At 35.1% G+C, this 26,872-nt stretch carries 31 protein-coding genes; 22 read left to right on the plus strand and 9 right to left on the minus strand.

Annotation, left to right across the window (positions count from 1 at the left end):
- Nucleotides 1-18: 18 nt before the first annotated feature.
- Nucleotides 19-1,650, minus strand: coding sequence for a S8 family peptidase (locus EKM00_RS03430; RefSeq protein WP_126515245.1), 1,632 nt, complete (start codon nucleotides 1,648-1,650; stop codon nucleotides 19-21).
- A gap of 76 nt (nucleotides 1,651-1,726) precedes the next feature.
- Nucleotides 1,727-2,587 carry an MBL fold metallo-hydrolase gene (locus EKM00_RS03435; protein WP_126515246.1) on the minus strand — a complete coding sequence of 287 codons (861 nt, stop codon included), beginning with the start codon at nucleotides 2,585-2,587 and terminating at the stop codon, nucleotides 1,727-1,729.
- 167 nt (nucleotides 2,588-2,754) lie between these two features.
- Between EKM00_RS03435 and EKM00_RS03440 the strand changes: the two genes are divergently transcribed.
- The 9 genes from EKM00_RS03440 (at nucleotide 2,755) to sufD (ending at nucleotide 8,079) form a co-directional block, all read left to right on the plus strand.
- A complete protein-coding gene (locus EKM00_RS03440) occupies nucleotides 2,755-3,084 on the plus strand; it encodes a HesB/IscA family protein (protein ID WP_126455801.1) in 330 nt (109 codons plus the stop codon).
- Between the two features lie 43 nt (nucleotides 3,085-3,127).
- A complete protein-coding gene (locus tag EKM00_RS03445) occupies nucleotides 3,128-3,385 on the plus strand; it encodes a four helix bundle protein (protein WP_126552925.1) in 258 nt (85 codons plus the stop codon).
- A gap of 155 nt (nucleotides 3,386-3,540) precedes the next feature.
- Nucleotides 3,541-4,989, plus strand: a complete 1,449-nt coding sequence (gene sufB, locus EKM00_RS03450) for a Fe-S cluster assembly protein SufB (RefSeq protein WP_126457852.1) — start codon at nucleotides 3,541-3,543, stop codon at nucleotides 4,987-4,989.
- 19 nt (nucleotides 4,990-5,008) lie between these two features.
- Nucleotides 5,009-5,212 carry a DUF2683 family protein gene (locus EKM00_RS03455; RefSeq protein ID WP_126457848.1) on the plus strand — a complete coding sequence of 68 codons (204 nt, stop codon included), beginning with the start codon at nucleotides 5,009-5,011 and terminating at the stop codon, nucleotides 5,210-5,212.
- Nucleotides 5,203-5,442 (plus strand): Txe/YoeB family addiction module toxin, encoded by a 240-nt coding sequence (locus tag EKM00_RS03460; protein WP_126457846.1) that lies wholly within the window; start codon nucleotides 5,203-5,205, stop codon nucleotides 5,440-5,442. Before EKM00_RS03455 ends, EKM00_RS03460 begins: the two co-directional genes overlap by 10 nt.
- Nucleotides 5,443-5,486: 44 nt before the next feature.
- The gene (gene sufC / locus EKM00_RS03465; protein WP_126455797.1) at nucleotides 5,487-6,239 is read left to right on the plus strand and encodes a Fe-S cluster assembly ATPase SufC; all 753 of its coding nucleotides are present in this window, start codon (nucleotides 5,487-5,489) and stop codon (nucleotides 6,237-6,239) included.
- A gap of 49 nt (nucleotides 6,240-6,288) precedes the next feature.
- Nucleotides 6,289-6,546, plus strand: a complete 258-nt coding sequence (locus EKM00_RS03470) for a four helix bundle protein (RefSeq protein ID WP_255416577.1) — start codon at nucleotides 6,289-6,291, stop codon at nucleotides 6,544-6,546.
- On the plus strand, nucleotides 6,486-6,665 hold the full coding sequence (locus tag EKM00_RS15050; RefSeq protein WP_255416579.1) for a four helix bundle protein: 180 nt from the start codon (nucleotides 6,486-6,488) through the stop codon (nucleotides 6,663-6,665). The genes EKM00_RS03470 and EKM00_RS15050 overlap by 61 nt, the downstream gene beginning before the upstream one ends.
- A 97-nt stretch (nucleotides 6,666-6,762) precedes the next feature.
- The gene (gene sufD / locus EKM00_RS03475; RefSeq protein WP_126515247.1) at nucleotides 6,763-8,079 is read left to right on the plus strand and encodes a Fe-S cluster assembly protein SufD; all 1,317 of its coding nucleotides are present in this window, start codon (nucleotides 6,763-6,765) and stop codon (nucleotides 8,077-8,079) included.
- 90 nt (nucleotides 8,080-8,169) lie between these two features.
- Here sufD and EKM00_RS03480 read toward each other — a convergent pair whose 3' ends face one another.
- Entirely contained in the window at nucleotides 8,170-9,519 is a 1,350-nt protein-coding gene (locus EKM00_RS03480) for a serine hydrolase domain-containing protein (RefSeq protein WP_126515248.1), read from the minus strand.
- A gap of 237 nt (nucleotides 9,520-9,756) precedes the next feature.
- Here EKM00_RS03480 and EKM00_RS03485 point away from each other — a divergent pair, with 237 nt between their 5' ends.
- From EKM00_RS03485 to EKM00_RS14880, 8 genes are all read left to right on the plus strand, one after another.
- Nucleotides 9,757-10,971, plus strand: a complete 1,215-nt coding sequence (locus EKM00_RS03485) for an aminotransferase class V-fold PLP-dependent enzyme (RefSeq protein ID WP_126515249.1) — start codon at nucleotides 9,757-9,759, stop codon at nucleotides 10,969-10,971.
- A gap of 106 nt (nucleotides 10,972-11,077) precedes the next feature.
- Complete coding sequence (locus tag EKM00_RS03490; protein WP_126515250.1) at nucleotides 11,078-11,509, plus strand: hypothetical protein; 432 nt, start codon at nucleotides 11,078-11,080, stop codon at nucleotides 11,507-11,509.
- Between the two features lie 23 nt (nucleotides 11,510-11,532).
- A complete protein-coding gene (locus EKM00_RS03495) occupies nucleotides 11,533-11,952 on the plus strand; it encodes a SufE family protein (RefSeq protein WP_126515251.1) in 420 nt (139 codons plus the stop codon).
- Nucleotides 11,953-12,149: 197 nt separating this feature from the next.
- On the plus strand, nucleotides 12,150-12,557 hold the full coding sequence (locus EKM00_RS03500; protein ID WP_126457831.1) for a GxxExxY protein: 408 nt from the start codon (nucleotides 12,150-12,152) through the stop codon (nucleotides 12,555-12,557).
- Between the two features lie 127 nt (nucleotides 12,558-12,684).
- Nucleotides 12,685-13,008 (plus strand): SUF system Fe-S cluster assembly protein, encoded by a 324-nt coding sequence (locus EKM00_RS03505; protein ID WP_066075681.1) that lies wholly within the window; start codon nucleotides 12,685-12,687, stop codon nucleotides 13,006-13,008.
- A gap of 90 nt (nucleotides 13,009-13,098) precedes the next feature.
- Nucleotides 13,099-13,608, plus strand: coding sequence for a DUF2480 family protein (locus EKM00_RS03510; RefSeq protein ID WP_126515252.1), 510 nt, complete (start codon nucleotides 13,099-13,101; stop codon nucleotides 13,606-13,608).
- A 48-nt stretch (nucleotides 13,609-13,656) separates the two neighbouring features.
- A complete protein-coding gene (locus EKM00_RS14875; protein WP_158614874.1) occupies nucleotides 13,657-13,803 on the plus strand; it encodes a hypothetical protein in 147 nt (48 codons plus the stop codon).
- Between the two features lie 92 nt (nucleotides 13,804-13,895).
- Nucleotides 13,896-14,003 carry a hypothetical protein gene (locus tag EKM00_RS14880; RefSeq protein WP_233592235.1) on the plus strand — a complete coding sequence of 36 codons (108 nt, stop codon included), beginning with the start codon at nucleotides 13,896-13,898 and terminating at the stop codon, nucleotides 14,001-14,003.
- Nucleotides 14,004-14,251: 248 nt separating this feature from the next.
- Here EKM00_RS14880 and EKM00_RS03520 read toward each other — a convergent pair whose 3' ends face one another.
- Nucleotides 14,252-14,671: a DUF2452 domain-containing protein gene (locus EKM00_RS03520; protein ID WP_126515253.1), complete on the minus strand. Its 420-nt coding sequence runs from the start codon at nucleotides 14,669-14,671 to the stop codon at nucleotides 14,252-14,254.
- Nucleotides 14,672-15,176: 505 nt separating this feature from the next.
- Between EKM00_RS03520 and EKM00_RS03525 the strand changes: the two genes are divergently transcribed.
- The 3 genes from EKM00_RS03525 (at nucleotide 15,177) to EKM00_RS03535 (ending at nucleotide 17,480) form a co-directional block, all read left to right on the plus strand.
- Nucleotides 15,177-15,650: a CHRD domain-containing protein gene (locus tag EKM00_RS03525; RefSeq protein ID WP_126455780.1), complete on the plus strand. Its 474-nt coding sequence runs from the start codon at nucleotides 15,177-15,179 to the stop codon at nucleotides 15,648-15,650.
- Nucleotides 15,651-15,908: 258 nt separating this feature from the next.
- A complete protein-coding gene (locus tag EKM00_RS03530) occupies nucleotides 15,909-17,033 on the plus strand; it encodes a PQQ-dependent sugar dehydrogenase (protein ID WP_126515254.1) in 1,125 nt (374 codons plus the stop codon).
- Between the two features lie 3 nt (nucleotides 17,034-17,036).
- The gene (locus EKM00_RS03535) at nucleotides 17,037-17,480 is read left to right on the plus strand and encodes a c-type cytochrome (protein ID WP_126515255.1); all 444 of its coding nucleotides are present in this window, start codon (nucleotides 17,037-17,039) and stop codon (nucleotides 17,478-17,480) included.
- Nucleotides 17,481-17,499: 19 nt separating this feature from the next.
- Here EKM00_RS03535 and EKM00_RS03540 read toward each other — a convergent pair whose 3' ends face one another.
- Nucleotides 17,500-19,578, minus strand: coding sequence for a TonB-dependent receptor family protein (locus EKM00_RS03540; RefSeq protein ID WP_126515256.1), 2,079 nt, complete (start codon nucleotides 19,576-19,578; stop codon nucleotides 17,500-17,502).
- Between the two features lie 340 nt (nucleotides 19,579-19,918).
- Here EKM00_RS03540 and EKM00_RS03545 point away from each other — a divergent pair, with 340 nt between their 5' ends.
- Together EKM00_RS03545 and EKM00_RS03550 are read left to right on the plus strand one after the other, a co-directional pair.
- Nucleotides 19,919-20,947 carry a hypothetical protein gene (locus tag EKM00_RS03545; RefSeq protein ID WP_126455771.1) on the plus strand — a complete coding sequence of 343 codons (1,029 nt, stop codon included), beginning with the start codon at nucleotides 19,919-19,921 and terminating at the stop codon, nucleotides 20,945-20,947.
- A 15-nt stretch (nucleotides 20,948-20,962) separates the two neighbouring features.
- A complete protein-coding gene (locus EKM00_RS03550; RefSeq protein WP_126515257.1) occupies nucleotides 20,963-21,811 on the plus strand; it encodes a polysaccharide deacetylase family protein in 849 nt (282 codons plus the stop codon).
- A 202-nt stretch (nucleotides 21,812-22,013) separates the two neighbouring features.
- On the opposite strand, the gene EKM00_RS03555 is transcribed toward EKM00_RS03550, so the two are convergent.
- From EKM00_RS03555 to EKM00_RS03570, 4 genes are all read right to left on the minus strand, one after another.
- A complete protein-coding gene (locus EKM00_RS03555) occupies nucleotides 22,014-23,267 on the minus strand; it encodes a murein hydrolase activator EnvC family protein (RefSeq protein WP_126455028.1) in 1,254 nt (417 codons plus the stop codon).
- 23 nt (nucleotides 23,268-23,290) lie between these two features.
- Nucleotides 23,291-24,076, minus strand: coding sequence for a DUF4292 domain-containing protein (locus EKM00_RS03560; RefSeq protein ID WP_126457815.1), 786 nt, complete (start codon nucleotides 24,074-24,076; stop codon nucleotides 23,291-23,293).
- The gene (locus EKM00_RS03565) at nucleotides 24,076-25,425 is read right to left on the minus strand and encodes a tetratricopeptide repeat protein (RefSeq protein ID WP_126515258.1); all 1,350 of its coding nucleotides are present in this window, start codon (nucleotides 25,423-25,425) and stop codon (nucleotides 24,076-24,078) included. The genes EKM00_RS03560 and EKM00_RS03565 overlap by 1 nt, the downstream gene beginning before the upstream one ends.
- A gap of 417 nt (nucleotides 25,426-25,842) precedes the next feature.
- On the minus strand, nucleotides 25,843-26,853 hold the full coding sequence (locus tag EKM00_RS03570) for a sugar phosphate nucleotidyltransferase (RefSeq protein WP_126515259.1): 1,011 nt from the start codon (nucleotides 26,851-26,853) through the stop codon (nucleotides 25,843-25,845).
- Nucleotides 26,854-26,872 lie beyond the last annotated feature (19 nt).

A 26,872-nucleotide genomic window follows, 5' to 3' on the forward strand; every position in this document is an offset into this window, starting at 1 on the left:
TACTAAATTCTTAAAATATTATTTTTTAGACATTTTTTCTGCCATGAGTAAAGCATTGTATGCATTTACTATTTTACCAGATTTAGAAAGTGCCGAAAAGGGACGCGTGTCATTTGGTTTTCCTCCCACAATAACAGCTGTTGTAATTGCAATTCCGGAATCCATCAAGATGTGTTTTACTTGTTGCGCGGATAATTTTGGGTAATACGAACGGATCAAAGCCGCTACTCCGGCAACGTTTGGCGCAGCCATTGAAGTTCCTTGCAAGTATTTATAAGTATCGTTTGGAGTTGTAGCATAGATTTTTACGCCAGGCGCAAAAACATCTACATTAATTTTTCCAATGTTAGAAAAACGAGCCACCACTTTGTTTCCATATTCAAAATTTAAAGCCCCAATTGTGATAAAATTATCTGCAAACTCTGTTATTTTATCCTCAGAGTCATTTGGAAAATTGTCTGCATAATCGATGTCTTTTGCGTCATTTCCGGCTGCATGTACAATCAAGACGTCTTTTTTCTCTGCATATTTTATAGCATCGTACACCCATTGCTTGTGAGGAGAAAAGCCTTTTCCAAAACTTCCGTTGATTACTTTGGCTCCATTATCTACTGCGTAACGAATTCCAAGTGCAATATCTTTATCATACTCATCTCCATCCGGCACAGCGCGAACGGTCAGAATTTGAACATTATTAGCCACACCATCACCCCCCAAAGTATTATTTCTGGTTTGAGCAACAATTCCGGCAACGTGAGTCCCATGAAGAATTTCATTCTTGTCTGGTCCCATCACATTATTGTTTCCGTATTTAGTATCCGTAATATCATTTGGATTATCTCCTACCACTTTACGGTAGTCTGTTTTTAGATTGTCTCCGTTTATAAGGGCAACCTGATCGTCTAATTGTTTTTGAATAGCCACTTTTAGTTCCGCAATTGGCAATCCATAAGAAAGCATTTGTTGCATAGCCGCTTTGCTCTTTTGTATTTCCAGTTCTTGCGAAACAATCGCATTTACCTCTTCAATGGTATAAACTGACTTACCAAAATGTTTTACTAAAGTAGCATCGCTGGTCATAAGAGCCGCTAACATTTGCTCGGAACGTGTTTTTCCTGCTGCAGCATCAGCCACTTTTTTGTCATTCAACGCTTTTGCAGCTTGATAGGTAACGTCATCTACCAGGGTTTTATCTTTGATAATCCTTTCGTATTCCAGATTCTCTTTGGTACTATCTCCAAGAAAATTCCAACCGTGAATATCATCAATATATCCATTTTTGTCATCGTCAATTCCGTTTCCGGGAATTTCTTTGGTATTAGTCCAAAGTGCCGATTTTAAATCCTCATGTTCAATATCCACTCCCGAATCTACAATCCCAACAATAACAGGCACGCCTTTTTTACCCTTCAATAATTCAGCATACGCTTTATCTACGCTCATTCCGGGAATCGTGTCAGTAACAATATCTAAATGGCTCCAACGTTTCAAGTCATTTTCAGTTATTGGTGCTTTTTTTGTAATATTCAAAGGAGCGCTTATGGCAACCAGTCCAGAAATTGAAGTATTTGAAACTTGTCTTGAAGCGCCACAACCTGCTAATGCTAATAAAGCAAAAGCAGAAATGCAAATGGGTTTAATGGTATTCATCGAAAATGTTTTTTGTTAATTTTAAAATATTTGTCTAAAATAATTTTTTTTGTTACAACTGAAACTATACTTAACACTACGTTAAGACTTCATCACATGAAAACCGTTCTTTCAAACGCACCCCTTTTTCCGTTTTTTCAACCGTTATGATTTCGTTATGCGCATCATGTTCTAAAAATAAATAGTAATTATTTTCTGCTGCAGCATTTAGAAATTTCGCTTTTTCAGGCATCGTTAACAAAGGTCTGGTGTCATAACCCATGACATACGCAATGGGAACGTGTCCGGCTGTTGCCAATAAATCAGCGCAAAAAACGATTGTTTTGTCCTTGTATTGTATGTGCGGAATCATTTGCTTTTCCGTATGTCCATCAGCAAAGAAGATGCCAAAACCCAATTCCGATTTTGCCAGAAAATCGCCTTCCGGTCTTTGGATGAAATGCAACTGACCGCTTTCCTGTATCGGCAAAATGTTTTCAGACAAGAACGATGCTTTCTCTCTGAGATTTGGTTTGGTTGCCCATTCCCAGTGATTTTCGTTACTCCAGAATTTAGCGTTTTTAAAAGCCGGTTCATACCCCGTTTTGCCCTTATTCCATTGTACACTGCCCCCACAATGGTCAAAATGCAAATGCGTCATAAAAACATCCGTGACATCATCCCGATGAAAACCGTGTTTAGCTAATGAGTTGTCCATCGAATGGGTACCCCAAAGCGAGTAATACCCAAAAAATTTATCGGATTGTTTGTTTCCCATTCCGGTATCAATCAAAATCAATCGATTTCCCTCTTCAATTAGTAAACAACGAGCGGCAATGTCAATCAGGTTATTCTCATCTGCGGGATTGGTTTTGTTCCAAATGGTTTTTGGCACTACGCCAAACATTGCACCTCCATCTAATTTAAAGTTTCCAGTTTCTATGGGGTATAATTTCATGTTTTTGTGTTTTTTGAGAAGTTTCAAAGTTAAGGAATTCAAATGCTTTTAGTTGTTTAAAATAGCTTTTTTCTATTTTTGTATTGGTTATAAAAATGTTATCAACTATGTAAAAAGCTTTTTATATACTATCTTTGTCTTTAATTTAGACAAAATCAATATAAGCTATGATAAAAGTTTCTGACACAGCAAGAAAAAAAATCATCGATTTAATGCAAGATGATGGTTTTGACGCCTCCATAGACTACGTGAGAGTAGGTGTGAAAAGCGGCGGATGTTCTGGATTGTCTTATGATTTAAAATTTGATAAAACAAAAAGCGACGACGATAAGATTTTTATTGACAACGATATCACTATTGCTGTCGAAAAAAAATCCTTTCTGTACCTAGCCGGAACAGTATTAGAATTTTCAGGAGGAATAAATGGCAAAGGATTTGTTTTTAATAATCCTAATGCCAATAGAACATGTGGTTGCGGTGAGAGTTTCTCTCTTTAATTTAAAGATTGAAAAATTTAAAAATTAAAAGATTAATGATAGTATGACAAAATCATTTGAAGAATTTGATGTCCATAAAAAAGGTATTGTCTTAACTAAATTAGTTTTTGAATTATTAAATAATAAATCCTTGGAAAAAGAATTTGGTTTTAAGGACCAAATAAAAAGAGCAGTAGTTTCAATTACAAATAATATTGCCGAAGGTTCAGAATACAACAGTAATAGACAATTTACAAGATATTTAAAAATCTCCAAAGGCAGTTGTGCTGAGGTTAGAAATATGTTGGTATTATCCAGATAGTTAGGTTTTTGCAATCACGAAGAAATTCAAAAAAGTTATAATTTAACTATTGAGATTTCTCAAAACCTTTCTAATTTTATTAAATATTTAGACACAAATAATAAAGTTTAATATTCAATAATTGAATCTTTAAATCTTTAAATCTTTAAATCAGAATGAGCAAATATACAGAAGACGACTTAAAAATCGAACTCGAAAATAAAGAATACGAATACGGATTTTACACTGAATTAGAATCAGAAACGTTTCCTATAGGTTTAAATGAAGATATCGTTCGTGCTATTTCGCACAAAAAAGGAGAACCACAATGGATGACTGATTGGCGTCTTGAGGCTTTTCGTGCTTGGGAGCAAATGACAGAGCCAGAATGGGCAAATGTGCATTATACCAAACCTGATTTTCAGGCTATTTCCTATTATTCAGCTCCAAAAGCGGTAGATCCAAATAAAACATTGGATGATGTAGATCCGGAACTTTTAGAAATGTACAAAAAGTTAGGCATCTCTGTCGATGAGCAAAAGATGATGAATAATGTAGCTATGGATATCGTTGTGGATTCCGTTTCAGTAGCAACGACTTTCAAAAAAACATTAGGCGAAAAAGGAATTATCTTCATGAGTATTTCTGAAGCCATCAAAGAACATCCCGAATTAGTTCGTAAATATTTAGGGACAGTTGTACCGCAAAAAGACAACTTTTATGCAGCGCTGAATTCGGCAGTTTTCTCGGATGGATCTTTCTGTTATATTCCAAAAGGCATTCGTTGTCCAATGGAACTTTCGACCTATTTTAGAATTAATCAAGCAGGAACAGGACAATTTGAAAGAACATTATTAATTGCTGACGAAGGTAGCTATGTGTCTTACTTAGAAGGTTGCACCGCTCCAAGTCGTGATGAAAATCAATTGCACGCTGCAGTAGTAGAATTAATCGCTTTGGACGATGCCGAAATAAAATATTCAACCGTACAAAACTGGTATCCGGGAAACAAAGAAGGAAAAGGCGGCGTTTTCAACTTTGTAACCAAAAGAGGAATTTGCGAGAAAAACGCAAAAATTTCCTGGACACAAGTGGAGACCGGCTCTGCAATAACATGGAAATATCCTTCGGTTATTTTAAAAGGAGACAATTCAACCGGCGAATTTTATTCGATTGCGGTGACCAATAATTTCCAACAAGCCGATACAGGAACTAAGATGGTGCATCTAGGTAAAAACACTAAATCTACTATTATATCTAAAGGGATTTCTGCCGGAAGATCACAAAATAGTTACAGAGGTTTGGTGCGCATTTCAGCAAACGCAGAGAACGCTAGAAACTTTTCACAATGTGATTCCTTATTAATGGGAAACAATTGTGGCGCGCATACCTTTCCTTATATCGAAAGCAAAAATCCATCGGCAAAAATCGAACATGAGGCTACGACAAGTAAAATTGGCGAAGACCAAGTTTTCTATTGCAACCAACGTGGAATTCCAACCGAAAAAGCTATTGCTTTAATCGTAAACGGTTTCAGTAAAGATGTATTGAATAAGTTACCAATGGAATTCGCCGTAGAAGCACAAAAATTATTAGAAATTTCGTTAGAAGGTTCTGTAGGGTAATTTTTTAAATCTAAATATTATGGATATAATTTTAAAAAATGTAAAGAAAAAAGATTTTCCAGTGTTAAAATCGTTGGCGAAATCACTTGGATTTGAAATTGTAAAAGAAGAAAATCCATATAACCCTGAGTTTGTAAAAGAAATTTTGGAAGCAGAACAAAGTATTAAAAACGGGAAAGGGATAAAAATGACGATGGAAGAAATACGTGCTTTATGCAAATAGTATTTACGACTAAAGCTAGAAAAGATTTAGATTTTTGGATTAAATCTGGAAATAAAAATATTTTAAATAAAATTACAGATTTAATAGAAGACATTCAACTACATCCTTTTGAAGGAATTGGAAAGCCTGAACAATTGAAATACCAGCTTTCTGGAAAATGGTCAAGAAGAATAAATCAAGAACATCGTATTATATATAAAGTTACCGAGAAAATACAATTGAAATATTAGACATTTTATCACTAAAAGGTCATTACGAATAAACAAAGAAACAAATGTTAAGTATAAAAAATTTACACGCCTCCATTGGGGACAAAGAAATATTAAAAGGAATCAACCTTGAAGTAAAAGCGGGAGAAATTCACGCGATAATGGGACCAAACGGTGCCGGAAAAAGTACGTTAGCCTCCATCATTGCAGGAAACGAAAACTACGAAGTAACCGAAGGCGAAATCACTTTAGACGGAGAAGACCTTTCGGAATTGGCACCAGAAGAAAGAGCGCACAAAGGCGTTTTTCTTTCGTTCCAATATCCAGTGGAAATTCCAGGAGTTTCAGTTACCAACTTCATGAGAACAGCAATCAACGAAACCCGTAAAGCTAAAGGATTAGAAGAAATGCCTTCTAATGAAATGCTAAAAGTGATTCGGGAGAAATCAGAATTATTAGAAATTGACCGTAAATTTTTGTCTCGCTCTTTAAACGAAGGTTTTTCTGGTGGTGAGAAAAAAAGGAATGAAATTTTCCAAATGGCAATGCTAGAACCAAAATTGGCTATTCTTGATGAAACTGATTCTGGACTTGATATTGATGCCTTGCGTATTGTTGCAAATGGGGTAAACAAACTAAAAAGCGACAAAAATGCAATTGTAGTGATCACACACTACCAAAGATTGTTAGACTATATCGTTCCTGATTTTGTTCACGTATTGTACAATGGAAAAATTGTAAAATCTGGTGGAAAAGAACTGGCACACGAACTGGAAGAAAAAGGATACGACTGGATTAAACAAGAACAAGAAGCTTAAAATTAAAATAGTCTAAAGTCGAAGGTCATAAAGTCAAAAGAAAAAAGTAATGGGAAAATTTAATTCTTTCGAAGAAATTAATTCTTGGCAAAAAGCAAGAGTTTTTAACAAAAAAGTTTACTTAGTTACCGAAAATACAAATTTCAAGAAAGACTTTGATTTCACTAGACAAATTAGGCGAGCATCAATTTCTATATCATCAAATATCGCGCTGAAGGCTTTGAGAGAAATACAGACAAAGAGTTTATTTACTTTTTATATGTTGCTAAAGCTTCCGCCGGAGAAGTTCGTTCTCAATTATATTTAGCATTTGATTTAGATTATATTACTAAAGAAGAATTTGAAAAACTTTTAGAATCAGTAACAGAAATATCAAAATTGTTAAGTGGTTTTATTAAATACCTAGAATCTAGTCGTAAAGTTTAAAAATCGAAAGTCGAAAGTCTAAAATAGTTGAATCAGCTATTTTATGCTTATACCGACTTTAAGACATTTGACTTTCGACTTTAAGACTTAAATAAAAATGGAATTAAAAGAAAAATTACTATCGTCTTTTATGGCTTTCGAAGAACGCATTGATGTACATTCTGAACTTCATGACGTGAGAACTGCTGCCATAAAAAACTTCGAAAATAAAGGTTTCCCAACAAAAAAAGAGGAGTCTTGGAAATACACATCGCTAAACGCCATCCTGAAAAATGACTTTACCGTTTTTTCAAAACAGGAAAATGCAGTTGAATTCAACCATGTAAAAAAATATTTCTTACACGAAATAGACACCTACAAAGTAGTATTTATCGACGGTGTTTTCAGTTCTAATTTATCGTCAACCACACACGAAGGAATTGATGTTTGCTTAATGTCATCGGCATTGACCAAACCAAAATATAAAATGGTTATTGATACTTATTTTAATCAAATTGCCAGCAAGGATGAAAGTCTAACATCATTGAATACGGCTTTCGCCAATGAAGGAGCGTACATTAACATCCCAAAAAGCAAAGTAGCAGATAAACCTGTTGAAATAATGTATTTCTCAACAGGGAATGAAGCAGCACTAATGGTTCAACCTAGAAATTTGATTATTGTAGGAGAGAATTCCCATGTACAAATTATTGAACGGCATCAAAGCTTAACCGAAAATCCCGTGTTAACGAATTCTGTGACTGAGATTTTTGCTCAAAAACGCGCCATCGTTGATTATTATAAAATTCAAAACGATACGCTTGAAGCCAATCTCATTGACAATACCTACGTTTCTCAAAAACAAGAAAGCAGTGTATCCGTTAATACGTTTTGTTTTGGCGGAAACCTCACCAGAAACAACTTAAATTTTTACCATTTTGGGGAACATATAGTAAGCTATCTGAACGGAATTACCATCATTGGAGAAAAACAACATGTGGATCATTATACTTTGGTGCAACATTCAACCCCAAATTGCGAAAGCCATCAGGATTATAAAGGAATCTATTCCGATCGCTCGACAGGCGTTTTTAACGGAAAGATTTTTGTAGAAAGAGAAGCCCAGAAAACCAATGCCTTTCAGAAAAGCAATAATATACTATTGAGTGATAAAGCAACAATCAACGCCAAACCGCAACTAGAAATTTTTGCTGATGATGTAAAATGTTCGCACGGTTGCACCATAGGACAATTAGACGAAACGGCAATGTTCTACATGCAACAACGCGGAATTCCTAAAAAAGAAGCAAAAGCGTTATTGATGTTTGCGTTTTCTAACAAAGTTATCGAAAGCGTTAAGATCCCTGAACTTAAACAGCGAATTGCCAAAATCATCGCAACCAAGTTAGGCGTGAAAATGGGATTTGATTTGTAAACTACCTCTTTATGGTTTTCTAATAAATACGCAAAGGGCGCATAGTTTAACAAAACTTTGCGCCCTTTATAGTTTTTTTGTCTGTTGTGCTTAATTTTTTTTAAAACTCTCCACAATCTCACTCAACATTCCATTAAAATAAAAATCAGGATCTTCTTTTAAACCCATTCGGACAATCACTAGATCAAGTGACGGAATAATCGCCACCATTTGCCCCTGAAAACCGCTGCAATAATACATATCCCGCGGAACATCAGGGAAATGTCCACTTGCATTGAGCCAAAAGTGTCCACCATATCTTCCATTGGAAGTGTTTGTAGGAGTTGCGGTGTATTTTGCCCAACTTTCGTTGAAAATTTGTTCACCATTCCACTTGCCTTTATGCAAATACAACAACCCGAATTTAGACCAATCACGTGTGGTAGCCCAACCGTAAGATGAACCCACATAATTTCCTGCCATATCCGTTTCGATTACCATCGAGTACATTCCTATTTTATCTATCAAGGCACTGTACCAGAAATCTAAATATTCCTGATGCGTTTTGAACTGCTTCCGTAAAATTCCCGAAAGCAAATTCGTGGTCCCCGAAGAATAATTCCAATGCGTATTCGCACGGAATACAATTGGTTTTTCCTTTTGCGAAAGAGTCATGTCTTCGGCTTGGAAAAGCATTTTGGTGGCATCAGAAATTTTATCGTATTGCTCCTCCCATTCTAAACCGGAATTCATGTGCAATAAATCATTGGTAGTAATACCTTTTCGATGATCATTTTTCCATTCTGGGATTGGAACAGGTTTGTAAATATCGTATTTGCCTTGTTTTTCCAAAATTCCAAACATGGCGCTGGTAATACTTTTTGTCATCGACCAACCCAATATTTTACTATTTTTATCAAAACCGCTATCGTATTTTTCGGCAATAATTTTATCTTTATAAATCACTAAAAGGGAGCGGGTTCTTTTTTTGATTGCCTCTTTTTCATCAAAAGCATTGGCAACAGCTGCATTCAATTTAGTGTAATCAACATCTGAAAAAACAGTGTCTTTTGGCTCGTTATTCCCGTATGGAAAAGGCAAATTGATATTCAATCTCGTTCTTTTAGGAACCAAATACGGCTTTGAAACATCAAAATCATCGTTGATTAAAGTGGCCCCCAAGCCTTCACGATAAATCGCTTTTCGTTCTTTCAAACCATAAACCGAAGCAACCGCAAATTTTCCGGTAGCTTCTATTTTGTTTCTGGCTAAGTCAATCATATCGATGTCATTGTCGCCTTTTTCTATCATTTTCTGCGAACGATTATCAATAAAATGCCCCGAGGCTATACTTTTGGCTGAAAAGCCAGAAATTAAATCCAATTTTGCATAAGACGTGAAACCAACGTAAAAGATTCCGATAAAAGAGACAAAACCAACGAACTTGAATACTTTTTTCATAGAGGCTTAATTTGAAGCAATTTAATAAAAAAGAACCACATTATTGGAACAGTATCGGATTGAGAAAATGAGGTATTATTAACAAGTGTTTGCTATAAATTAATTCCAATTTCACTACTTTTGTATGTAGAAAAATTCTAAATAAGAAAAGACCAATACTAAATTGGATTGTCTAAAAAATTGTTGACTATTGGCGTTCTATCTTACCAATAAAAACAATTAAAACAAGCAGATAAAATGTTAGATGTAAATAAAATTAGAGCCGACTTCCCTATTCTTTCTCAGAAAGTAAACGGGAAAGCATTGGTTTATTTTGACAACGGAGCCACTTCGCAAAAGCCACAAGTTGTGATTGATGCGATCTCTAAATACTACCAGGAAATCAATGCTAATATTCATCGTGGTGTTCATACGTTGAGCCAACTGGCCACCGATGCGTATGAGATTTCACGCGGTAAATTACAAAATCACATCAATGCAAAATTTCCCCATGAAGTGCTTTTTACTTCGGGGACTACTCATGGAATTAATTTAGTGGCCAATGGATTTGCTTCGATTTTGAAACCCGGTGATGAAATTTTAGTTTCGGCAATGGAACACCACAGCAATATTGTGCCTTGGCAAATGTTGTGTGAGAAAACCGGAGCAATTTTGCGGGTCATTCCAATGAATCTGGATGGCGAACTGATCATGTCCGAATATGACAAATTACTTTCGGAAAAAACGAAGATTGTAACAGTAAATCATATTTCGAATGCTCTTGGAACTGTCAATCCTATCAAATACATGATTGACAAAGCACATGAGGCAGGAGCCGCAATTTTGATTGATGGCGCACAAGCCGTTCCACACCTGAAACCAGATGTACAAGAATTAAATTGTGATTTTTATGTTTTTTCAGGACATAAAATATGTGGTCCAACAGGCATCGGAATTTTATACGGAAAAGAAGCGTGGTTGAATAAATTACCCCCGTATCAAGGCGGAGGCGAAATGATCAAAGAAGTAACTTTCGAAAAAACTACTTATGCGGAATTGCCCCATAAATTTGAGGCCGGAACACCAAATATTGCCGGAGGAATTGTTCTGGGAACTGCGGTTGATTATATGAACGAAGTGGGTTTTGACAACATTCAACAACAGGAATTAGAATTATTGGAATATGGAACCAAACGGTTATTGGAAATTGAAGGGTTGAAAATTTTTGGCACCGCAGCAGCAAAGACTTCCGTAATATCCTTTAATATTGAAGGCATTCATCCGTACGATATTGGCACTATAATTGACAAGCTAGGAATAGCGGTACGAACAGGCCATCATTGTGCGCAACCCATCATGGATTTCTTTAAGATTCCCGGTACGATACGAGCATCATTTGCTTTTTATAATACCACGGAAGAAATTGATGTTATGGTTGAAGCTATTAAAAAAGCAAAAGTCATGCTGTCCTAAAATTTAAAATTATCTTCATATGAAATCGCCATGACAGAAGCTGTATCAAACACCAATGAAGATCTGGCGATACCATATTCCTATAAAAAACAAATATTATCTTCATATGAAAATACTATCTATTATATTCCTGACTATTTTTATGGGCAACGGTTGCAATAGTGCCAAAGCGCAAGATATGGAAACTACTGTTATTGAATACACGGCCAACACCAGAGGTTTTTATCAAAAAATAACGGTGAAAAATCAGATGCTGACGGTTTCAAAAGACAGAGACGGAAATGACAAACCAATACCCAAAAAAGTATCGGATGCCGACTGGAAAGAATTAGTAGGTTGTTTTAAAACAGTAGAATTAGATAATTTATCCAAGTTAAAAGCAATAACCGAGAAACGTTTTCATGACGGTGCCGCTATAGCCAAACTGAAAATTACCCTTAAGGAGAAAGCCTATGAAACCACTAGTTTTGATCACGGTTTTCCACCAAAAGAAATTAAGAAGTTTGTGAATATGATAACTTCATTAGCTAAAAAATAAAACTGAAATAAATTCAGCAGAGTATGAAAATTAAAGAAATACAAGATGAAATTGTTGATGAGTTCTCCATGTTTGACGACTGGATGGAGCGTTATGAATACATCATCGAATTAGGAAAAAAACTCCCTTTAATCAAAGAAGAATTCAAAACCGAAAACAATATTATCAAAGGCTGCCAGTCCAAAGTGTGGTTGCAAGGGGAGCAAACGGATGATAAAATTATTTTCACTGCTGACAGTGATGCCATTTTGACCAAAGGAATTATTGCAATATTAATTCGTACTTTTTCCAATCAAAAAGCATCTGATATTCTGGAAGCAGATCTACATTTTATTGACGAAATAGGATTGAAAGAGCACTTATCGCCCACTCGCGCCAACGGATTGGTATCGATGATAAAAAATATAAAAATGTATGCTTTGGCGTTCAATGCACAGAATTAATTGCGAACTAATTCGTTTAACCATATAAGATATTTAAGGTCATATAAGTAATAACCATGGTATAATGTCGTATTTTTAAATCAAGATAAAATTACATAACAATCTGATTTAAAAATGTTTTACTTAAAGTTAATTCTTTTGACTTTACGACTTTTAAACTTTCGACTTACTTAAGTGAGAATAAAAAATGGAAATTTATGACCAAAACATATTTAAAAGATTTAATTTATCAGGTTAATGGTTGTGCCATAGAAGTACATAAACATCTTGGTCCCGGTCTTTTAGAAAGTGTTTATCATACTTGTTTAAAAAAAGAATTGACAATAAGAGGTTTTGAATTTCAAACTGAACTTACAATTCCTGTTTATTATAAAGGTTTAGAACTTGAAACAGGATTAAGATGTGACTTATTGGTTGAAAAAAGTTTGGTTGTTGAACTGAAAGCAATAGAAAAAGTTTTACCAATACATGAAGCTCAAATTTTAACCTATATGAACCTTTTAGAAATTCCTATAGGATTAATGATAAATTTCAATGTAACACATATTTTTAAAGAAGGACAAAAAACATATGTCAACGAAAGATATAGATATCTGGAAGAATAAAAAACAAACATAGCAGACTTTAAATATGATTTAATCAAGCTAAATAATAAAAAAAGTACAAATATAATATTCAAAACAAAAACCTTAAATGACCTTCAATGTCTTATATGGTTAAAACACTCAAATAATGGAACAAGAAATAGACACCACTGAATTAGGAGAATCGATCGTAAAAATATTAAAGACTATTTACGATCCGGAGATTCCTGTAGACATTTACGAATTAGGATTAATATATGACGTGATGGTCAATACGGATTATGAAGTAAAAATCCTGATGACCCTTACTTCACCCAACTGCCCCGTTGCAGAAAGCTTACCAAGAGAAGTGGAAGAAAAAGTGAAATCGATAGAACATGTAAAAGACGCTGAAGTAGAAATTACTTTTGATCCGCCTTGGAGCAAAGATTTAATGAGCGAAGAAGCTAAATTAGAATTGGGAATGCTTTAAATTAGTCCTAATGTCGAAAGTCATAAAGTCGCTAAGTATTTGACCTTATGACTTTAGACATTCGACTTTAAGACTTTAAGACTTTTAAAAATGGAAATAATAAATAAAGTTGCGAATAGTGTTTTGGAAGTTTTCGATCTTGAAGACTATTATCCAAAAGGGATTCGTACGCAAATCGATATTTCAAAATGGCTTTTAGAAGGATTTTTATTGAAAGAAAAAGACTTTAGAGAGGAACTGAAAAATCACGATTGGTCACAATACCAAAATCACTATGTGGCAATTCACTGCAGCACTGATGCTATTGTTCCTGCCTGGGCTTCGATTTTGGTTGCCATTCAAGTAGCGCCATTTGCAAAGAAAATTATCAATGGAACTTTGGAAGATTTAGACGCTTCACTCTATGAAGAGTTATTGTCTAAAATTGATTATTCGGTTTATGAAAATAAGCCTGTTATTATAAAAGGATGCTCCAGAAAACCGGTTCCGATGCGGGCTTATGTTTTAGCAGCGCATTACCTACAACCTTTTGCACGAAGTATCATGTATGGTGAAGCCTGCTCTGCCGTTCCATTATACAAAGCGCCTAAAAAAGGATAAAATAGTACGTTTAGGAACAGGAACACCGTGTATTTAAAAAATAAAGACATGAACAAAACAGTCTTTTCTGTGGAATTATTTTTTTCCCTGATAGCTGTCACTGTACAAGAAACAGCGACAGACCCTGCAAGATTTGGGAGCAAAAAAGGAAACATCGCACTTCTTTTTAATCAATCCGCATATAACAAACAATAGCAGAGTGGCGGAACTTCGAATTTTGCGGTGAGTTTTGGATTGAATTACGATTTCAATTACAAAAAAGAGCTGTTATTTGGGATAATAAATTCATTTTAGCATACGGTTTAAGAAAAATAAAAGGGGATGAAAAAACCGTAAATACGGATGTTCGTCTAAAACTGAATTCCCTTTGGGGTAAAAAAGCCAAAGGAAAATAGTATTATAATATGTTTTTCAATTTTAAAACTCCAGAACGAATATAAGGGTTACAATCGCAAACGTAAATAACACAAAATTTAGTGCAATTTCAATTAAATTGAAAACTACATTCAACTTTATTTTAATTTAATCAACGGGTTTAATTAGAAAAAAGGTTAGTTAGCGTGTTTTTTGTGTAGTAAAACGGAACAAAACTTCTCGATACGCCTCGCAGTCGAAGTGACTTGTATCGAGAACCGTTTTTAATTTAATAATGAGGCAAATCTTTTGCATTCAGAAGTAACCATTTTTTATCACTATTCAATTTAAAAGTACCAATGTGTTCTTTGTTCCATTCATCTGGCCCTATCAACGAAAGAAAATTTATGCCATCAGTATCTCGATACAAATGATAAATTTCGCCAATAACGGGTTCAAATGAAAATTTAGCACTGTACACTAATTCATTCCATTCGTATTCTTGCATCAATTTTTCATATTGAATCTTGAGCTCGTTAAATTTATTGCCAAGCTCTTTATTCACATTATCAATCCCTCTACTTTTCCAGGAAACCACATCATCAACACGGATTACTGGCGCTCCTACACTTGTAGCATAAGGCAAAAGATTAGCATTAAATCCTTTTTCAACTGAATATACGACATTGTCTGGTTTTTTACTTTCCATGTGATTTTATTTTAATTTTGGGCACAGCTTTACTTGTTTTAAAAATGCACCTTACCATTCGATTTTTAAAATTAGCTCTGATTATAAATATCTTGGCTTGCGCCAACACGAATACAAACGTCTAAAATTTATACGACAGTTATTTTGTTTATAAATTTGGTTACAAAGTTAAACAAAAATATGTAAAATAATCTACAACTATTCAATAGAAAAAGAGATGTTTCACAGAAACCAAAACGAGTTGAATAATAAACGGTATAAATTAAATTTTTACATTTCATAAAAGTACCAATGGCAAATCAAATAACAATGTGCTATTGCGAATATGAATAAATCTATTGTTGTATTTTTAACGATTCAGTCTTAGATGAACTACTTCCACTACAAGTCAAGCGTCATCTTTCACTTGAAGAGACATAAAAGCGCTATTAGAAGTTAATATTTTGTTAAATACTTATTATTGTTTAACATTTTTGTAAATTTACTAAACAAAAAAAATACAGTCATGAAAAAATTAATTGGTTTATTTACAGCATTATTTCTTTTCGTAAGTTCATCATCATGTAATGATGATCAAGAGATTCCAGGACAAAGCATTACGACTTTCTCAGCTGATATGTTAATGGGATCAAACGAGGTTCCAGCAAACAACTCTACTGCAATGGGTAACGCAACACTTAAATTTAACAATACCACAAAAGTATTTACAATCACGGTAACACATAACCTGTCATCTATTACTGCTGGACACATCCATAAAGGAGCTTCGGGAACAAATGGAAGCGTGGTTTTTCCGTTCACTACTCTTGCGTCTTCAATTAGTTATACGAGTGTTGCTCTAACTGCAGAACAAGAGGCAGATCTTATGGCTAATCTTTATTATGTAAATCTGCACTCTTCTACATTTACTGCAGGTGAAATAAGAGGTCAATTGATTAAGGGAACTACAACAACTCCTAGTACTGGTGGGGGTTACTAAGTTCATATTATTTCCAATAAATTTATAAGTCTTACTTCTAACTAAAGAACGTAAGACTTATTTTGTTTGTGGTATCATGTTAATATTTGTAATTTAAATACATAACATCTTAAACTTCTAACGCACAATTGTTATTTCAAAACATTTACTTAAGGGCTATAAAATCAATTGTTTTAATTTAATCATTGGAGCGTATTTTTCTTTTAGCTACGGTTTACGTATCTTTGTTATACGGTTCACATTTTAAATCGTATTCCTATGAAAAAAATCAAATTAGTTTCACTTTCAATTATATCCTTTCTTTCTTTTAGTTGTAACGCACAGGTTAAATCTGATGACATTCCTATCAAAGACGAGGTAAAAAACTATACGCTTGAAACCGTGGTTGCAGATATTGCTGTTCCGTGGGGGATGACTTGGTTGCCAGACGGCAGCATGTTAGTTACCGAAAAAAGTGGTGTTTTATACCATATCAAAAACGGAACAAGAACAGAAATCAAAAATGTTCCAAAAGTATACGCACGTGGACAAGGTGGGTTATTAGACATCGCTTTACACCCTGATTATGCTAAAAATGGTTGGATTTATATGACCTTCGCTTCCGATGAAGGGGAAGGTACTGGCGGTCACACAAAACTCATTCGAGCCAAAATATTGGACGAAGCGCTGACACAAATTGAATCACTTTACAAAGCCACTCCAAACACTACAAAAGGACAACATTTTGGTTCCCGAATTCTATTTGACAACGACGGTTATTTGTATTTCTCCATCGGAGAGCGGGGCGAACATTTTGTCAATCCGCAAGACATAAAGCGTGATGGCGGAAAAATATACCGACTAAATGATGATGGAAGCATCCCTAAAGACAATCCATTTGTAGGTCAAACCGGAGCCAAAGAAGCAATTTACACTTATGGAAATCGCAATCCGCAAGGAATGGCAAAAAACCCAGTAACAGGCGCCATTTGGGAACATGAACATGGTCCACAAGGTGGAGATGAAATCAATATCATAAAAAAAGGAATCAATTATGGATGGCCTGTGGTGACTTATGGTATCGATTATGACGGAACCACCATTAGTAAAGAAAACGAAAAACCAGGCATCCAAAAACCTATTTATTATTGGTTGCCGTCCATCGCTCCAAGCGGAATGGCTTTTGTCACCAGCGACAAATATCCAGACTGGAAAGGACATTTATTGGTGGGCTCTTTGAAATTCCAATATCTTGAATTGCTAAAGTTAAAAGGAAATGAAGTGATCGGCAGACAAAAAATTGCAACCGGAATTGGTCGCGTGCGTAATGTGGCACAAGGTCCGGATGGCTATATTTATATGGGCGTGGAAGGAAAAGGAATTATTAAAATTATACCAAATTAAACGATGTTGATAACGAAATTATTTTTAGGATTTGGAGTGTTTGTATTGGGAAGCTTCTCTTTTGCAAATCCATTTTCCGCAGACAACTATATTGACTTGAATACTGAAACCGAAGTTGCTGCAAAACTTCAGTCACCCGGAAAAGAAATTTATGCAGATTTTTGCATGCAATGCCATGGCGCAAATGGAAAAGGAGATGGTAAGAACTTCCCGCCTCTAGACGGTTCGGACTGGTTGAAAACTAAGAGAAATCAAAGTATCGCTGCCGTAAAATTTGGACAAAGTGGCGAAATTGTTGTCAATAAAATCAAGTACAATAGCAGCATGCCGGCCATGGGACTTACGGATCAGGAAGTGGCTGATGTGATGAATTACATTATGACTTCCTGGAGTAATAAACAAACCAAAATCGTTACCGAGAAAGAGGTCGCTGCCATTAAAAAATAAAATATCGACTGATTCCTATCTAAAAAAGAAACGCTACCGAAAAACCACCGTAAAAATTGACGGGATTTCCTGGATAAAAATAACGTGGCGCGGCAGTGCCGAAACCAACTGCGTTTGGCAAAATATTAGCCGCATATTTAGTACCTAAAGCGTTATTGATTCCAGCATTCAGCTCTGTTTTCAGAATTTTAAAAATCGTGAAAACATAGGTCGTTTTAATATCAAGCAACGAATACCGCTCACTGTATTTTGTATTGGAATCATTTAACGGAATTTTACTCATCGTTCGGAAAGAAGTGTTGACACCAAATCCATTTTTTGTGGTTAAATCTACTCCAAAATTAAATTGCTTTTCAGGAACGCCCGTCAATTGATTTCCCGAATAATCAGCATCACCATCCAAGAATTCTTTGAATTTAAAGGTATTCACCGCACCTGAAAAATAAGAAGTCATTTGAAATTGGGTAAGTTCGAAAAGTTTGTAATTAACCAAGAATTCTAATCCTGAATGCGAACTGCTTCCTGCATTAATCCCAACAAATTGATCATTGGCGGTGCGTCGTGCCACTAATAAATTTTCAATTTGTGTGCTATAAAACGTTACTTCGGTGTATATTTTATTTTCAAGCCAGTTTCCTTTGAAACCCAATTCATAATTCCACCCCACTTCTGGTTTCAAATCGGTGTTTATTTGCCCTTCTGGAGTCAGTGTTTCAGCAACTGATGGCACCGAAAATCCTTTACTCACCGATGTAAATATATTTTTTCCTTTGCTTACTTTATACGAGAAACCAATTCTTGGTGACCACACATTTCCAAAAGCAAAGGGCATTTTTTGAGCCCCAGAATTATTTTCGAAAATATCTTTTAACGAATATTTGGTTGTGTTAAATGCTACTCCGGTTTCCAGATGCAGTTTATCTGAAATCCAAAATTCCATTTGTAAAAAGTAGTTGCTGTAGTTCCGGTTTTGTTCGATGGAGCTGAATTCGTCGCCTTTTAAACTACCTTGACCAGGTTGCGATTTGTACAAATTTTTAAAAAGGGAATACGCGTATTTTTCCGTTAATAATTCGGTGCCAAAACTCAGTTCAAAGGGCAAAGAAAACAATTGGTCTTTGTAATTCACATTCGAACGAAGGCCTAGCGAACTTGTTTTTTCGTCCAAAATGTCAAAAGGTCTGGGTTCGTAAGCATCTTTAAAATTAGAAAAAATACTGGTTTGCAGCGACCATTTTTCAGAAAATTGATGGTCGTATCCTAAACCCAGCATGAATTTATCATACGACTCAAAACCTTGTGCGGCTGCCCATGTAGCGGCTGCTTTCTCTGGATTATTTTTTAAATCCGTCTCATTGATAGAACTTGGAATAAAAGCTTTCAATCGGGTGAATGTTCCCAAAAAGGAAAAACTACCCTTGGAATTAATTTTTTGTTTGGCATGCAGGTTAAATGATTTTCTGTCATAGGAACTATTTTCCCTGAATCCGTCACTTTGTAAATCCGTAAAACTCGCAAATACATTCGTTTTGGAATCGCTGTATCCTGCCGAGAGTCGGTTTTGTAGCAACCCAAAACTCCCAAAAGTAACTGTTGATTTTCCAAACGATTCCAATAATGGAGTTTCTCTTGAAAACAAGTGAATCACGCCACCCAAACCGGATCCAAAACTCGTAGAATTTGGTCCTTTTATGATTTCTATTTTTTCGATTGACGCTAAATCAATATCGTCAATAGTGGTTTCACCTTCACCTGAACTCAATGGTATACCATCAAAATAGGCTTTTATTTTATTGGTTCCGTATTGAGATCTGGCGCCAATGCCACGAATCGTAATCCTGTTGGTGTTCAATGCACCTTGTTGCATGGTAACCCCGGGAATTTTGTTTAGCACAGGAGTCAGTATAATGCCATCACTTTTATTGATGTCGGCAGTAGTAATCACTGAAACGGAAGAGGCAGTGTTTTGAGGTGCATTTTTGATTGGCGAACCCTTCAAAGTGATTTCTGAAAGGGCTATGGTATCTTTTTTTATTTGTCCAAAAACAGTGAAAACACTGCATAAAAAAAGAAGAAAGGAAAGGCTATTTTTGAACAATTTTTGTCGTGTTAAAGGGAATGAAAACGTTTATAAAGTTAGCATTTTCTTTTTGTTCCAAAAAACCCTTTTAAATAAAATATGGATTAAATAAAAATGCTCCCCACAATTATAAGTTGCAACTTATATTCTGTTTCATATTGTTTTGAATTCCATTAAAGATTATTGTAAAATTACACAAAAGTCTAGTTTAAACGGAAATTATATAAAAAGCACCATTTTAAAAACACTAGTTTAACCAAAATGACCTTCTTAAAAAATCATATCTTTGTGATTAATTCGAGAATTAAATTATCTTTAAACTTGGACCTTCATTTTAAATAAAAAGTAGTAGCTACCTATGAAAAAATCAACAATTGCATATATCACACTTCCCGTATTATTGTTAAGTACGCTAGCCTGTAATCGGAATAAAGCCGCTGATAATGAAAGAGAAACAGAAAAACCGGCCACCGTAAAAGTAAATTCGATAGAAAAGAAAATATCCCTTACCATTGACACGCTTGATTTTAATACCAGAATGATTGCCTTAAGCAACAATGACACCACGGGCAGATGGCCTGTAAAAGCCCCTTATCCTTTACCTGGCGCACTCTTGCCCTACAATAGAATCATTGCTTATTACGGTAACTTATATTCCACCAGAATGGGAATATTAGGTGAAATTCCCCGAAAAGAAATGTTGGCAAAATTACAAGGTGAAGTGGCCAAGTGGCAAGCAGCGGATTCTACTGTCAAAGCAATTCCGGCTTTGCATTATATTGCCGTTACCGCTCAAGGCGCTCCGGGAAAAAATAATATGCACCGTATGCGTATGCCATTTAAGCAAATAGACACTATTATAAGTTGGGCAAAACCTATAAATGCACTCGTATTTCTAGACATTCAGGTGGGACACAGCACCGTTAAGGCAGAAGTGGCAGAACTGGAACAATACCTTTCCATGCCTAATGTACACCTTGGAATTGATCCGGAATTTTCTATGAAAAATGGAGAGCGCCCAGGTTCAAAAATCGGGCATTTCACTGCCGCTGATATTAACGATGCCATTGACATATTGGCAAATATTGTGCGCAAAAATAAACTGACTCCAAAAGTGCTTGTAATACACCGTTTTACTCAGGGCATGGTAAAAAACTATAAAGAAATCAAGACCGTTCCTGAAGTTCAAATCGTTATGGACATGGATGGTTTTGGAAGTAAAATTCTAAAAAAGTCCACGTATATGAGTTATATTTATAGAGAACCGGTACAATTCACTGGTTTTAAATTATTTTATAAAAATGACAATAAAAACGATTGGAAGATGTACAGCCCAGAGGAATTAGTAAAATTTACTCCAAAACCAATTTATATTCAGTACCAATAATTTACCAATTGATTTATGAAGAATATTCTTTATTCCCTTTCTGTTGGGTTTTTTTTAGTAGTTGGATGCCAATCAGAACCTCGTAAAATAATACCGAAAGTTCCGCTTATAACTGTTCCTGCAAAAATTATTGAACCAAAAAAAATAGCGACTGATGCTGCGACTATTCTTTCAAAAAAAGAAGTACCCGTTTTATGTTATCATAATATCCGAGATTTTAGTGCCAGTGCGAGCGGAAACATGAAAGTGTACACCGTAAAACCTGATGCTTTTGCAGCACAAATGAAAGCCTTAGCCGATGCCGGATATAAAACCGTTTTGCCACAACAGCTCTACGACTATTTAGTATTTGATGGTCCCTTACCGGAAAAACCAATCATGATTACTTTTGATGATACCAGAGAAGAACAATTTAGCATTGGCGCAGCCGAAATGAAAAAACACGGTTTCAAAGGGGTGTTTTTTATTATGACAGTCTCAATTAATCGTCCCGGATATATGAGCAAAGAGCAAATTAAAAGCTTATCTGATGACGGACATGTGGTAGGTGCGCATACTTGGGATCACCACATGGTTACAAAATATACGGGCGACGACTGGAATTTACAATTGGTAAAACCAAAAGCAAAACTGGAGGAAATCATAGGAAAACCGGTGACGGATTTTGCCTATCCGTTTGGATTATGGAATGCGCCAGCTATTCCTGAAATTAAGAAAAGTGGTTATGAAATGGCTTATATTTTATCAACCAAAAGAGATCCTGCAGATCCATTGTATACTATCAGACGTATTATAGTTTCCGGAACCTGGTCTACTGAAGGAATGATGAAAGCTGTACATTCTTCTTTTAACAAAGCAGAATAACCCATTAAAAGGTTCTAAATTCGTTAATTTATTCAAAAATCAAACAGCTATCTATACCTAACACTACAGCAATGGAGCGCAACCGTCAAAAAGGTTTCGTCAACAGACCTTTTATCCATTAATACTAAAGAATTCCTTAACTAAAAAAAGCACTATCAATTCGATTGAATTGATAGTGCTTTTTTTATCAGACAACTATTTTCTATCTTGGGGACAACCAGCTTGAAGGATTATTATAGGTTGTATTTTGTAGGATTAAAAATTTAATTATCGTTTTTCCGGTCTCGCCATTCGTTCTTACTTTTCCAAGACTTTGCTTTATACTCACTTTATCTCCTTTATTGACTGACACTGAACTTAAATTTTGATAGACCGTAAAGAAATCTCCGTGCTGTATCATTACCGCTTTGTTTACTGGTGACAAAACGATGACACTGGTTACTTCTCCTCCAAAAACAGCTCTGGCACTTGCGCCATTGTCCGTAGTGATTTCTACACCGCTGTTGTGAACCGTAATTGTATTGAACAAAGGATGGGTTTGGTTTCCATATCCTAATGATATATATCCTTTTTCAACAGGATACGGCAATCTTCCTCTATTCGCTCTAAAATTATCAGCAACTATTTTAGCTTCAGGAGTTAACTCAATTTTAGAGGATGACACTGCACCTCTGGAAACCGGGGCACTTGGATTGGCTTTCGCTTTTTCTAAGGCGGCTTTCCTATTAGCTGCCGCAATGGCTTCCCGAATTAATTTATTGATTTGTCTGTCAATTGATTTGTACTCTTGTTGTCTTTTCTTAAGCTCTTTGGCAATCATATTTTTATCTTTTTTGATAAAATTTACTACCTTTTGCTGTTCTTTCTTTTCCTTTTCCAGAGCCAATCGTTCCTTTTCGTTTTCGGCAATCAGTTTTTGTTTTTCCTTTTTTTGAATGTTTAATTTATCATTATAGTCCAATAACTTGGTCGACTTAGATTTAATTTCCTCGCCCTGTGCTTTTCTATAACTGGTGTACTGCTTCATGTACTGCGCTCTTTTGTATGCCTGTAAAAAGTTTTCAGAAGACAATAAAAACATCGCTCTACTTTCTGACGAACGGCTTTTATATGATTTTAAAATCATTTCGGCATAATCCTCCTTCAGTTCCCCCAATTCTTTTTTTAATTTATTGATCTGAACCTGATTAATGTACATATCGTTGTTAAGCAACTTGGTTTGCTTTTCAGTGGTATTTATTAATTTTTCTTTAAGCCTTATTTTAGTACTTTGAATAATCACCACATTGAGAGCGGATTTCTCTTTTTTCTTTACATTCTGCAGTAATCTTTCATTTTCTCGAATTTCTTTTTGAATTTGAGCTTTACGTTCTTCTAATTTTTCTTGTTGGGATTCCTGACTCCATAGTAATGAAGTGGTACAAATTAAAATTAGGCTTAGGAGAAATTTTGGCATATCGGAAAAATATTTTTGCTAATTTACTTAATTATAATTCTTTTGTACCCATTTGGAACACTATAAGGAAAAGAAAGTTCTTCATTGAAAGTTACCGTATTGTAATCTAAACTGATTTCGGTAGTTCCTTTCTTCTGAAACGTATTAATTAAAACACTTGTAGGCAATGTTGTCTCGTTGTACACTTTGTTGTCTGTGTATGTAACTTTGATCGTTCGCTCTTCGGCAGTTTGTGTAATTTCTTGCTTTTGAACTAAAAATTTATCGGCATCTAAAAAGAATGATTTTTTCGTGTTTTTGTTCGATGTATCATCTAATCGATAGGTTTGTTCCAATAATGTTTCTAGATATTTTCCTTTAGTCAAATCATCAATAGCCTGACCTAATAACATGTTCTGGATTTTATTATAATCCAAATCCGTTCCTAACCACTGGCTTAAACTGCTGAAATCCCCTTCAAAATAGTTTCCGTTGATTTTTTCGTAATAGCTCACCGTGGAAGGCGTAATCAATGCTTTTGCCATTGTAATTCCAAGAAAACGAATGCTTACTAAAATTTGTTCGTCTTTCTTGATTTTAATTTCTGCGGTAACGTTTTGGGTCTGCTTGTCATCCGCATAACGCGCGCTTGACTTAATGTATAATGTAGAAAATTCATTTTTATTGTTATAATGATTTTCTATTATTTTTTTGGCTGACATATACCCCGCTTCAGCAACGGGCTCATTACTGGCAGCAACCACAATGGCTTTAGATTTACAAGAAATCATAAAAACAGTAAGTAGAACTACTATTGAAATTTTTTTCATTATTTTTTTTCTTTTAATAATTGATTGGCTTTAGAGAAAAACAAGTCTTTTTTCTTGAAATCTCCCAAACCATTATACGCTTCTCCAAGTTGAATATTGAAATTGATTTCCAACTCTTTATTCTCCACTACATAATCCATGCCCATTTCTAAAAAACCCTTCGCCTTTTTAAATTGTTGCAGCTGATTGTTGGCTAAACCCGCATAATAATAAAACTGAGGCTGCGTTGGAAAAGTCTCCATAAGTGCCGAAGCTTTCCTAGCTACTGTATCAAATTGTTTCATCTCCGTATGCGCTTGAAGCAAAAGTAAATTCGTTCCGACGGCATCATCAGATTCCTTATTTGCTGATTTTTCATAATACATAATTGCTTTGTTCCATTGTTTTTTAGCATGGAAAAACTTCCCAATTTCTTTGGCAACATCAACGGAAGTATCCTTGTCAAAATAGCCAACAGCCTTCTCTAAATCAGCCGAATATTGCGGATTTTTATCGGTAAAAACCAGAAACTCATTCAGAATTCGGTGTTTAATTTTCGAATCAATTTTGGCACTGGCCAAAACAATATTCATTGCTTTAATGGCTTTTGGTGCGTCATTAGCATCCAAGTAATTTTTGAATACACTTACTTGTGCCCACTCCGAATCTGGGATTGCTTTTTCGAGTTTTTTGACGGTTTCAAACGCTTTTGACTCTTCATTATTTTTCGAATACAAAAAAATTAAACTGATATAATTGAACTCATCCTGTGGGTTTTTAGCAATCAGATCTTCCAGATTGGTAATCTCCATATTCTGAAATTTTCCTACAGACAGAATCTGGCTTTTGTATAGTTCCCTTCTATCTGTTTTTCCGATGGTTTCATTAAGTTCCTGAATCAGTGCCAAAGCTTTCTCATACTGATTAGTCCCCATATAAAGTGAGGTCAAATCTTCTTTGTACTTGGGATCAAATTCAATCAACTTATTGATGACGGTAATTCCCTGAGTAAAATTTTTAGTTTCGTAATTCACATCATACATTCCTATCCAGAACCACTTGTTTTTAGGATCAATTTTAGTGGCGTTTTCAAAGTAATTATAAGCACTTTTATACTCTTTTAATGCTAAATAATTCTTCCCTAACTCATAATATACGGCGGCATCATTGGGTTTAATTTTATTGGCTTTATCCAAAGCCACTATCGCTTTATCATAGTTCTCAATCCCTTTTTGCAACAACGATTCATAAAAAAGTTCCTGAAACTGATCCGTATCGAGCTTTATTTCCTCAGGTACTGTTTGCGCCCACAGCAAAGCCGAATTGCATTGCAAAACGAGAAATAAAATTATGAAAGCGCTTTTTTTCATGCTGTATTTTTAATCCTGAATCTTTTTTATATAATACCACTTAACATTACAAATAATAACATTTCGTCGCATACTTGTTTAAACATATAAGTCATATAAGTTTTGAATTAATTCAAGTAAAACCAATAGTTCATTTAAGCGAAGCCACATAGCCTTGCAAGACTCGTATGTTTAAAATTAAATATTTTTATTTTTGATTATAGCATTTAAGTAGTTGGACTTATTTAATGTCATACTAAAAAATGAGTGAAATACTATTTGATATATAAGTCATATAAGAATTAAACCTTAAATGACCTTATGATTGTTTAAGTTACACAAGGCTAACACAATTGAAACTTAAACTTACATGACTTATATGGTAAAAAAATGCAACATTGTTTTATTCTTATTGCTTAGTGCATTAATTGAATCCTTTTACTCCAATACCGAATAATCCCCAATGCTAATACTGGAAAAATTCCCATCAAAACTAACGTGATTCCCAATCATTGCATTGTCTAAATTCGCGTTTTTGATATGAGAGTGCGTTTGTACTAAACTGTTTTTTATCGTGCTGTTTTGAACATGACATCCATCACCTAAAGATACATTCGGTCCAACAGTTGCGTTTATCAAAATTACATTTTTACCGATATAACAAGGCGGAATTATAGTCGAATTCTCTAATTTGACATCAAAATCCACTAAATGTTCGCCATCATTGTGCAAGAATCCTAACATTCTGGAATTGGTTTCCACGGTTACATTCTTGTTGCCACAATCCATCCATTCGTCCACTTTACCGGGAACAAATTTCATGCCTTTAGCCATCATTTGTTTGATACCATCATTTATTTGATATTCGCCACCGTGGATAATATTGTTATCTAATACTAATTGTAATTCGTTTTTCAGCACGGCCACATCTTTAAAATAGTAAATTCCGATAACGGCAAGATCTGAGACAAAAGTTACCGGTTTCTCTACTAATTCTACTATTTCATTTGCTTCATTCAGTTTTACAACACCAAAAGCTTCCGGCTGATCTACTTGTTTCACCCAAATCACGCTGTCGGCATTTTGGTCCAAATCGAAATCAGCCCGAATCAACGTATCTGCGTAAGCGATAACTGCTGGTCCACTCAAAGAATCTTTGGCACACATAATGGCGTGACCGGTTCCTAAAGCTTCGTTTTGGTAATAAATAGTGCCTTTGGCGCCTAATTTTTGTGCGATAGCAATTAGTTCCTCTTCTACTTTTTTGCCAAAACTTTCATGAATAATAAAGGCTACTTCTTCGATCGCTTGATTTAATACGCCTGCAATATCCTCTACTAAACGGTGAACAATCGGTTTTCCTGCAATAGGAATTAAAGGTTTAGGAATGGTTAATGTATGTGGGCGAAGGCGTGAACCACGGCCGGCCATTGGGACAATTATTTTCATGTTTTTTTATTGAAAGATT

This window comes from Flavobacterium sp. RSP15 (assembly GCF_003968755.1).
In the GTDB taxonomy this organism is placed as follows: Bacteria; Bacteroidota; Bacteroidia; order Flavobacteriales; family Flavobacteriaceae; genus Flavobacterium.